At 46.1% G+C, this 2,371-nt stretch carries 2 protein-coding genes; one reads left to right on the forward strand and one right to left on the reverse strand.

Annotated features, from left to right (window positions below; translation table 11 throughout):
* Positions 1-33: 33 nt before the first annotated feature.
* A complete protein-coding gene (bioD, locus tag VIP81_RS25365; RefSeq protein ID WP_331967850.1) occupies positions 34-678 on the reverse strand; it encodes a dethiobiotin synthase in 645 nt (214 codons plus the stop codon).
* 280 nt (positions 679-958) lie between these two features.
* On the opposite strand from bioD, the gene VIP81_RS25370 reads away from it, so the two are divergent.
* On the forward strand, positions 959-2,317 hold the full coding sequence (locus tag VIP81_RS25370; protein WP_331967852.1) for a pyridoxal-phosphate dependent enzyme: 1,359 nt from the start codon (positions 959-961) through the stop codon (positions 2,315-2,317).
* The last annotated feature ends 54 nt before the right edge of the window (positions 2,318-2,371 follow it).

A 2,371-nucleotide genomic window follows, 5' to 3' on the forward strand; every position in this document is an offset into this window, starting at 1 on the left:
CCAGGAAATGTTTTCGTATATCCTTTTTCGTGGTCATGCCATTAAAGTATGCAGCGAGGATGTCAACAACTGTGCCTGTTGCTCCACAAATGCCTTATCTACATGTTCTGACAGCGGGATGCGGCCAATTTGCGGGTAACCACTCCATTTCACAATATCGGCTTCATTGCTATGTTCAACACCGCTAAAAACCCAACCAATAACGGGAACGCCTGTATGTTGCAGCATACGCGCAGTGAGCAGTGCATGGTTAATACTTCCCAGGTAGTTCTGTGCCACTATCACCACCCTGGCCTTCAATGCCACTATGAGATCCAGGGTAAAAACGGATTCATTAACGGGCACCATCAGCCCTCCTGCCCCTTCTATCACCAGGGCGCGCCGGGCAGGCTGGTATTGGTCTGCCAGCGCCAGGATCTCCGTTACATCTATCGTCGTATTTTCCAGTCTCGCTGCCAGATGCGGGGAGGCAGGCGCCTGCAGGCACCAGGCTTCCGGGTGACAAACTGACACCGTATTTGACAATAGCGCGCGTACCGCGTCGGTATCTGTACCTTCCATCAAACCGGTTTGTACAGGTTTCCAGTAATCTGCTGTCAACGATTCGGTAATACAGGCAGATGTGAGGGTTTTTCCTACGCCGGTACCGATACCGGTGATAAAAATTCGTTCACTCATCGGGGCAAAGATAATGAGAAAGTGCGGAGGGGATCGCCTTCGGCGATTGTCTTTTTCAGGATTAAATTGATTCTGATGATTTTGATGATTCTTTAAGTTTGTCTTATAACTATCCGTATTGCCTGTAAGAAGGACATAAAAGGGTATCTAAAAAACAATCATCAAAATCATCAAAATCAATTTAATCCTGAAAAAAGACAATCGCCGAAGGCGATCCCCTCCCCACCCTCCGCGTATCAACTCAATTCCGTATTTTCGTAACCATACAACCTCATTTTTTATGAAATACTGTGATAACATACTCGAAACGATCGGAAATACCCCCATGGTAAAGCTGCACCGGGTCACCGCTTCCCTCCCCTGCACGGTGCTGGCCAAGGTTGAATTTTTTAACCCCGGCAACTCTATCAAAGACCGCATGGCCGTAAAAATGGTGGATGTAGCAGAACAGAAAGGATTACTGAAACCTGGTGGCACCCTCATTGAAGGTACTTCCGGTAATACCGGTATGGGCCTGGCCCTGGCGGCCATTATCCGGGGATACAAATGTATTTTTACCACCACCGATAAACAATCCAAGGAAAAAGTAGATATCCTGAAAGCAGTAGGCGCAGAAGTAATTGTTTGTCCTACCAATGTGGAACCGGAAGATCCCCGCTCCTACTACTCCGTATCGAAAAGACTGGCTACCGAAGTTCCCAATTCCTTTTATGTGAATCAATACGATAATCTCGCTAACCGGGATGCACATTATGAACAAACCGGTCCGGAAATATGGGAACAAACTGAAGGAAAAATCACGCACCTCGTAGTGGCAACCGGCACTGGTGGCACCGTTACAGGTACCGGTAAATATCTGAAAGAAAAAAATCCGGACATACAGGTATGGGCCATCGACAGTTATGGTTCCCTGCTGAAAAAATATTTTGAAACCGGCGAACTGGATATGAGTGAGGTATATCCTTATATCACAGAAGGTATTGGCGAAGACTTTGTGCCGGAAAACTACGATATGAAGGTCATCGACAAGTTCGAAAAAGTAACCGATAAAGATGCTGCCGTGATGGCCCGCCGCATCACCAAAGAAGAAGGTATTTTTGTAGGCTACTCCGCAGGATCCGCCATTGCCGGCCTTTTGCAGCTCAAAGCAACACTGAAGCCAACAGATGTGGTGGTGGTCATTTTCCATGATCATGGCAGTCGCTATGTAGGAAAAATATATAATGATCAGTGGATGTTAGAACGTGGATTCCTGGATGTTAAAACCGTAAAAGATGTAGTGAATGGCCGCCGTAAACAGCCACTGGTAACCATTAACGCGGAAGAAAAAGTGAGCGAAGCCATTGCCCGCATGAAAAAATATGACATCGAGCATATCCCGGTTGAACAGGGCGGAGAAATTATCGGCGCCATTTCTGAAAATGGTTTATTCAATCGACTGATTGATGATGCCAACCTGAAAGATGCGCTGATTAAGGAAGTGATGCAGCCGTCCTTTCCGCTGGTAAGTCAGGATACGCCTATAGAAAAACTAACTGTTTATATCAACCGGGAAAATGGGGCGGTACTAACCAAAGATGATAGCGGCAATCACCACATTGTGACCAAGTATGATATTATCCAGGCATTAGGCAGATAGCCGTACTGTAATTTTTTTTTGTCTTCCCCAGGATTATACTGATTATACTGATTT

This window comes from Chitinophaga sp., assembly GCF_036566945.1.
In the GTDB taxonomy this organism is placed as follows: Bacteria; Bacteroidota; Bacteroidia; order Chitinophagales; family Chitinophagaceae; genus Chitinophaga.